The organism is Streptomyces sp. NPDC003036, assembly GCF_040611175.1.
Classification (GTDB): Bacteria; Actinomycetota; Actinomycetes; order Streptomycetales; family Streptomycetaceae; genus Streptomyces.
Genome location: NZ_JBEXNO010000042.1, coordinates 62,339 through 68,397, shown reverse-complemented (window position 1 = coordinate 68,397; position 6,059 = coordinate 62,339). Strand labels below are relative to the sequence as shown.

Sequence of the window (6,059 nt, the reverse complement as noted above, 5' to 3'; positions counted from 1 at the left end):
TCTCCTTCCCCCAATCGATCACGTCTCCAGCACGGTCGTAACCGCCCTCGACGACCTTGCCGAACATGTCCCAGCCCGACATCAGCGCATCCCCCGATTGCTTTACTGTCCCGCCCGCTCGACCGCTTCCCGCGACGGATCGAGGACCTCGCGGCTCCCCGCCTCCACCTGCTGACGCTCCTGTGCGGAGATCAGGCCCGATCGCTCCATGGAGTCCATCTGCGCATCCAGCACGTCATAGCGCGTGTCCCGCCACAGCTGGTCCGTCTCCGCCTGCGCCCGTGCCATCGACTCGGCGCTGTAATCGGGGTTGTCCGTGGGGCGCTGCGACTTGATCTCGTCCCAGTCCTTGGCCGCCACCCCCTCCTCCGACAGGTGCGGATTGCCATTGACCGAATTCACCGCGACCTTGACCGTGTTCTTGACGTACTGGTCCTGCTCCTGGAACCCACCTGCCGCCACGCCCACCGCAGCCGCGAAGTTGGTCCCTTTCTGCACCAAAGTGCGCACCCCCCAGCCCCAACGCTCACAGAACGTCTCGAACTGCTGCGCCAGACCCGGGTGACCCATATCCATGGCCGACAGGCTCAGATCGGCGAAGCCGTGCCCCGCCGTGGCCTCCCCGATCCTGCCGTGCTCCTTCAGCTCTCCATGGGCCTTGTCGATACCGGCCTTGATCAGCTGCAAGGCGGCTTGCGACACCGCCAGATTCGGCTGCTCACCACTCATCGCGTCCCCCCGAGGACCACAGCCGCCGATTCCGGCACGACACCGGCCACCGGCGGGAAGAGCATCCCGTCTTCACTGCCCGCATCAAGGGCCACACCCGCCGGTACACCCAGCGCGGGGACCATCACATCCAGCAACCGCGCACCCAGAACGGCCCGGTACTCCCACGCACGGTCCGCCTCCCCCCGAGCGCGAGCGAACCGCTCCAGCGTCTCCTCATTCGAAAACGCGCAAATCCAGCGGACGCCCCCCTGCTCGGCCGTCCACAGCGACCCGTACGGGTCAACCGGCACCAACACCGCCGCACGCCGGAACTCACCCAGCAGCACGGCGAACTCCCCGGGATCCACCACTGCCTGCCCCTCCGTTCCAGGCGGAACATCCGAGGCACCCGCCGAACCGGCAGGCCACACGGGCCGCTCAGAATGCGTTCCCGCGCCTTCGCGTCTCTCCCCCTCGACACCCATGGGGGCGATCATCGCATGGTCAGATTTTCGGCTCCAAGCAGTTGCGGACGGCCCAGTCGGCCCAGGAGCGCAAACCAGCCATTCACCCGTTCGGAGTAACCCAACCGCGCAGCATCACTCGACCGGCCCTACGGTCGAGAAGGCGTGCAATCACCGAACTTCGCATCAGTGAACCTCGAATCACCGAATCACCTCGCCGAAGCGCGCCGGAAGGAGGCAGTCATGCGCTCCACCAGAGCAGCAGCCGTCGCCCTCGCGGGAGGCGCCACCTTGCTGGCCCTGACCGCCGCCCCCGCTACGGCGGTGACCACCGGTCCCAAACCGCCGGCCAGGTCGGTGGACTGCGGGCAGGCCTCCAATGGCCTTCAGGTCATCGCGGTCACCACGAAGGGCAGCACCGCCTGCGGCACCGCGCACCGCGTGGCCGAGGCGTGGCTCGGGGCCGACCAGCAGGACGGCCGCAAGGCCGTGGTCGTCCATGTGGACGGAGCCCGCTGGAAGTGCCGTGAGAAGCAGGGCCACCCCAACCCGTCCACGGAGTGCGTCAAGCTCAAGGACCGGGCCGAGAAGGTGCAGCTGTTCTCCTGAGCCCGGAGGACGGCGGCGGGCCGCCTCCCCCTCGGGGGCGGCCCGTCCGTCCGTGCGTCACGCGTCCTTGAGCTCCTGCCGCTGCCGGCCGAGGCCCTCGACCTCCAGCTCCACCACGTCGCCGGCGCGCAGGTACGGCTTCGGCTCCGGCTGGCCCATCGCCACGCCCGCCGGCGTACCGGTGTTGATGACGTCGCCGGGGTAGAGGGTCATGAACTGGCTGACGTACCGCACCACTTCCCCGACCGGGAAGATCTGGTTGGCGGTGGTGCCGTTCTGCTTGAGCTCGCCGTTGACCCACAGTTTCAGCGACAGCGCCTGCGGGTCCGGCACCTCGTCCGCCGTCACGAGCCACGGCCCCAGCGGGTTGAAGGTCTCGCAGTTCTTGCCCTTGTCCCAGGTGCCGCCGCGCTCTATCTGGAACTCGCGCTCGGAGACGTCGTGCGCGACCGTGTACCCGGCCACGTGCGCGAGCGCCGCCTCCGCGGACTCCACGTAGCGGGCCGTACGCCCGATCACGACGGCGAGCTCGACCTCCCAGTCGGTCTTGCGGCTGCCGCGCGGTACGAGCACGGTGTCGTCCGGCCCGACGACCGTGTCGGCCGCCTTGAGGAAGACCACCGGCTCGGCGGGCGTCGCCTGGCCGGTCTCGGCGGCGTGGTCGTGGTAGTTCAGCCCGATGCACACGACCTTGCCGATCCGCGCCACCGGCGGCCCGATCCGCAGCCCGGTCGCGTCGAGCGCGGGCAGGACACCGGCGCCGACGGCGGCGCGGATCCGGTCGAGGGCGGAGGCGTCCGAAAGCAGGTTCCCGTCGATGTCCGGCACGAGCGCGGACAGGTCGCGGAGGGTCCCCTCCTGGTCGAGCAGCGCGGGACGTTCGGCGCCCGCCGTACCGACGCGCAGCAGCTTCATGGTCTTCTCCCTGTGGTCGAGGTGGGCCCCGGCCGATGGGGTGCGGCCATCGGAGGATTGGTCGATCCTCCAATACCGCAGGTCACCCGGCAAGACCCCGTTCACACAGTGGACCTTTACGCGCGGGTAACCTCGGCGGTCCCGCGGTACAGATACGCCCGCTCCGCCGCGCCCCACGCCGTGCTCGCGACGACGTACAGCCCGGCCGCCAGCGGCAGGACGGCGACGCTGACGAGCGTCCCGTACCCCAGCAGCGGCATGAACCTGGCGCCGGGCAGCTCCGACCCGCTCATCTCGCGCCGCGTCCGCCGGTACGTGTACGTGGCGAGCCCGGCCACGATCGCGAACAGCGCCAGGTACACCAGCCCGGCCGCCCCGAGGAGCCCGCCGTCGGCCAGGGCGTCCGCCCAGTGCCCGCCGAGGGGAGCGGCCAGCAGCGCGTGCCCCTCCATCCCGCCGCCGCCCGAGAACAGGTGGTACATCAGGAAGAACGCGGGCAGCTGCAGCAGGCTCGGCAGGGAGCCGGCGAACGGCGACACCTTCTCCCCCGCGTACAGCTCCATCACGGCCCGCTGCAGCCGCTCGGGATCCCGCCCGTACTTCTTCCGCAGCTCGGCGACGCGCGGCGCGAGCCGCATCCGCGCCCGCTGGCCGCGCGCGGCGGCCCGCGACAGCGGGTGGAGGGCGAGCCGTACGGCCACGGTGAACAGGACGATCGCGGCGGCGGTGGCGGAACCGTGGAACAGCGGCTGGAGCAGCGCGGCGAGGCGCTCGACCAGCGAGGCGAAAACGGACATGGGGAAGGAACCCTCCGAGGGTCTCGTCGTACCGGAATGAGGTGTTTTCGGCATGCCGGATTGACGACGGAACCGCGGGGAGAACGAAGCGAAAAGGACCCGGAACCTCTACGCGGCCGTCGCGACGAGACGCGACCCGGGCGCCCTGGGCCGCCTGCGCCCCGGCGCGTCGGGGTCGCGCTGCGGCAGGAAGGCGGTGCGCTGCTCGCGGTCACGGAGGGCGGTGCGTATGTGGGTCGGCGGCACGGCGGCCACGCTGCGCGCGGCGACGACGGCGTACGTGACCAGCGCGGAGCCGACGGCGACGAGCGCGGCGGCGACGGAGAACGCCCCGCCGCCGGCGAAGAGGAGGTAGAGGACACCGGTCAGCCCGCACAACACGGACACCCACGCGACAAGACGGCGCATGCGATCCCCCTCCCTTCACCTCCTCGAACGCGTGCGCGTCACGGATGGTTCCCGGCGCGGGGGAGGCGCCCCCCGCCGACCCCGTACAGCAGTACGGTGTCCCCCATGCGCCCCGATGACACGTCTGCCGACCACATCACCGAAGCCGAGCGCCTGCTGCGCACCGCGGCGCAGTACCCCGAAGACCGCGAACCGCTGCTCCTGCGGGCGGCCGCCCACCTGGAGCTGGCCGGCGCCCGCGACCGCGCGACGGCCCTCTACGACGACCTCCTCGCCGCCGCCCCGCCGCCGGAGAACCCGCACCTGGTCAAGGCGCTCAAGGCGGCGAACCTGTGGGAGTACGGCCACGAGGCCGAGGCCCGGGCGATCATCGACGGCCTTCGTGCCGCGGCCCCGACCGACGCCGCCGCGTGGGAGATCATCGCCGAGACGCTCGAATCCCACGACGAACTCGAATCCTCCGAGGCCACCTTCACCACGGCGGTCACCACCCTGCTCCGTTCCCCCGACGACGAGGTCCCGTACCCGGCGCAGTCCCTCCTCATGAGCCGCCACCGCGTCCGCCGCCTGCTCGCGCTGCCGCACGACGACTGGGACGTCCTGGCCGACCGGCTCCACCGGGGCGCGGTCCCGCTGGACGAGCTCCACGACCCCAAGCGCCTCTGGTCCCTCGGCTCGGACGACCCGGCCGAGCTCCAGGCCGAGATCGCGCGCCTGCGCAGCGAGCTGGGCTCGTACCGTACGGCGCTCTCCCGCCCCTTCCCGGTGGCGGTCCTGCTCTGGCCGCCCGACGAACTGGCCGAGCTCCTCGCGGCCTACCCGGAGCTGGAGGCGGAGTACCCGACCCACGAGGCCCACCTCACCGACCTGGAGGCCTCCCTCCGCGAACTCGCGGCCGCCGGCACCCCGAACCTCGGCATCGTCCAGGGCACGGTCCCCTCATACGAGGCCTTCGCCGCCTCCGAGGCCGCCTCCCCCGCCAACCCGGACCTGCTCCCCCAATACGCCACCACCCTCGCCGCCCGCGGCCGCGCGACCCCGTGGCCCCCGGCGCGCACGGCCCCGTGCTGGTGCGGGTCGGGTGCGGCGTACGGGGAGTGCCACGGGACGGCGCAGCCGTAAAAGGCCGAGGAGCAAATGGACCGTTCTCCTCCCCTTCACCGTCTCCTTACAGTAGTTTCACCATGAACTGCTGTCGCTGACTGGCCGCCTGTCCCCCCACACAGCCCCGGCCCCTGTGTGTGAGGAGACGTGTGCCCATGAGCAACCCGTACCACCAGCCGTCCGCCGCTCGCCCACTGCTCCGCATGAAGCGCGTGTGGGCGGGCGGCCTGCTCCTCCTCCTCATAGGCACCGGCTGCGGAGCCCTCGGTTCCGACGACACCGCGAAGACCGGTGCCAAGCCCGCCCCGACGGCCACCGTGACGGCGACCGCCACGGTCACGGTCACCGCGACTCCCGCCGCCGCACCGGCCTCGGCCGCACCGACGGTCACCGCGACCAAGACCGTCACGGCGACGGCGACGGTCACCCGTGAGGCCGCCGCCAACGACTCCTCCAGCAACGACGATTCGGGCAGCGGCGGCAGCAGCAACGACAGCGGTGGAGGCTCCGTCTACTACAGCAACTGCTCCGAGGCCCGCGCCGCCGGCGCCGCCCCCGTCCACCGGGGCGAGCCGGGCTACGGCCGCCACCTCGACCGCGACAACGACGGCGTGGGGTGCGACAACGGCTGATCGGGCTGGCCAGCCAATCGGTTACTGCTCCACGGTTGCACCCCACCGAACCGCCGGGGGCCCTGCGATGTGGATGCTGCCTTCAGGGCGCGCGGCATCCAGGTGCATTTCGTTGTACCCGCTGCTCGTTTTGGCATCAGCGCATTCCAGCGAAAAGCTCAGATCCACCGGCTCGACAGTGACGGTGAGTGTTCCGTGACCTCGGCAGTTGATCTGGATGGCCAGGCGTCCCGCGCGAAGCTTCCCCAGCGGAAGTACGGCATTTCCTGTGCGTGACTGCGTAGCGAGCAGCACCAGCCCATCGTTGATGGGCGTCGGTGCTTGGAACACGGTCTCCCCTTCGACGCGCTCCGGTCTCTCGGCATCTTGAGCAGGGGGACCGGACCGAGGGCTTGCCGGGGCGCTAGACGGCCTGTCCC

The 6,059-nt window shown here is 71.0% G+C and carries 8 protein-coding genes and 1 pseudogene; 3 read left to right on the top strand and 6 right to left on the bottom strand.

The window, feature by feature from the left end; all coding sequences use genetic code 11:
• Positions 1-102: 102 nt before the first annotated feature.
• On the bottom strand, positions 103-729 hold the full coding sequence (locus ABZX67_RS26865; protein ID WP_355364940.1) for a hypothetical protein: 627 nt from the start codon (positions 727-729) through the stop codon (positions 103-105).
• Positions 726-1,067, bottom strand: a pseudogene (locus tag ABZX67_RS26860) (SseB family protein); the annotation flags it as partial. The pseudogene ABZX67_RS26860 and the gene ABZX67_RS26865, both read right to left, overlap by 4 nt.
• A gap of 351 nt (positions 1,068-1,418) precedes the next feature.
• On the opposite strand from ABZX67_RS26860, the gene ABZX67_RS26855 reads away from it, so the two are divergent.
• Positions 1,419-1,784 (top strand): hypothetical protein, encoded by a 366-nt coding sequence (locus ABZX67_RS26855; protein ID WP_355364937.1) that lies wholly within the window; start codon positions 1,419-1,421, stop codon positions 1,782-1,784.
• A gap of 57 nt (positions 1,785-1,841) precedes the next feature.
• On the opposite strand, the gene ABZX67_RS26850 is transcribed toward ABZX67_RS26855, so the two are convergent.
• The 3 genes from ABZX67_RS26850 to ABZX67_RS26840 form a co-directional block, all read right to left on the bottom strand.
• Complete coding sequence (locus ABZX67_RS26850; protein ID WP_355364934.1) at positions 1,842-2,699, bottom strand: fumarylacetoacetate hydrolase family protein; 858 nt, start codon at positions 2,697-2,699, stop codon at positions 1,842-1,844.
• 116 nt (positions 2,700-2,815) lie between these two features.
• Positions 2,816-3,496, bottom strand: coding sequence for a membrane protein insertase YidC (gene yidC / locus ABZX67_RS26845; protein WP_355364931.1), 681 nt, complete (start codon positions 3,494-3,496; stop codon positions 2,816-2,818).
• A gap of 108 nt (positions 3,497-3,604) precedes the next feature.
• On the bottom strand, positions 3,605-3,904 hold the full coding sequence (locus ABZX67_RS26840; RefSeq protein ID WP_355364928.1) for a DUF6412 domain-containing protein: 300 nt from the start codon (positions 3,902-3,904) through the stop codon (positions 3,605-3,607).
• 105 nt (positions 3,905-4,009) lie between these two features.
• Between ABZX67_RS26840 and ABZX67_RS26835 the strand changes: the two genes are divergently transcribed.
• The gene (locus tag ABZX67_RS26835) at positions 4,010-5,026 is read left to right on the top strand and encodes an SEC-C metal-binding domain-containing protein (RefSeq protein ID WP_355364925.1); all 1,017 of its coding nucleotides are present in this window, start codon (positions 4,010-4,012) and stop codon (positions 5,024-5,026) included.
• Positions 5,027-5,163: 137 nt separating this feature from the next.
• Positions 5,164-5,640: an excalibur calcium-binding domain-containing protein gene (locus ABZX67_RS26830; RefSeq protein ID WP_355364922.1), complete on the top strand. Its 477-nt coding sequence runs from the start codon at positions 5,164-5,166 to the stop codon at positions 5,638-5,640.
• Between the two features lie 21 nt (positions 5,641-5,661).
• Here ABZX67_RS26830 and ABZX67_RS26825 read toward each other — a convergent pair whose 3' ends face one another.
• Positions 5,662-5,970, bottom strand: coding sequence for a hypothetical protein (locus ABZX67_RS26825; RefSeq protein WP_355364919.1), 309 nt, complete (start codon positions 5,968-5,970; stop codon positions 5,662-5,664).
• Between the last annotated feature and the right edge of the window lie 89 nt (positions 5,971-6,059).

Bases quoted from the DNA above. Each gene is read 5' to 3' on its own strand.
- ABZX67_RS26865 (WP_355364940.1), bottom strand. From the start codon at position 729: ATGAGTGGTGAGCAGCCGAATCTGGCGGTGTCGCAAGCCGCCTTGCAG.
- ABZX67_RS26855 (WP_355364937.1), top strand. From the start codon at position 1,419: ATGCGCTCCACCAGAGCAGCAGCCGTCGCCCTCGCGGGAGGCGCCACC.
- ABZX67_RS26850 (WP_355364934.1), bottom strand. From the start codon at position 2,699: ATGAAGCTGCTGCGCGTCGGTACGGCGGGCGCCGAACGTCCCGCGCTG.
- yidC (WP_355364931.1), bottom strand. From the start codon at position 3,496: ATGTCCGTTTTCGCCTCGCTGGTCGAGCGCCTCGCCGCGCTGCTCCAG.
- ABZX67_RS26840 (WP_355364928.1), bottom strand. From the start codon at position 3,904: ATGCGCCGTCTTGTCGCGTGGGTGTCCGTGTTGTGCGGGCTGACCGGT.
- ABZX67_RS26835 (WP_355364925.1), top strand. From the start codon at position 4,010: ATGCGCCCCGATGACACGTCTGCCGACCACATCACCGAAGCCGAGCGC.
- ABZX67_RS26830 (WP_355364922.1), top strand. From the start codon at position 5,164: ATGAGCAACCCGTACCACCAGCCGTCCGCCGCTCGCCCACTGCTCCGC.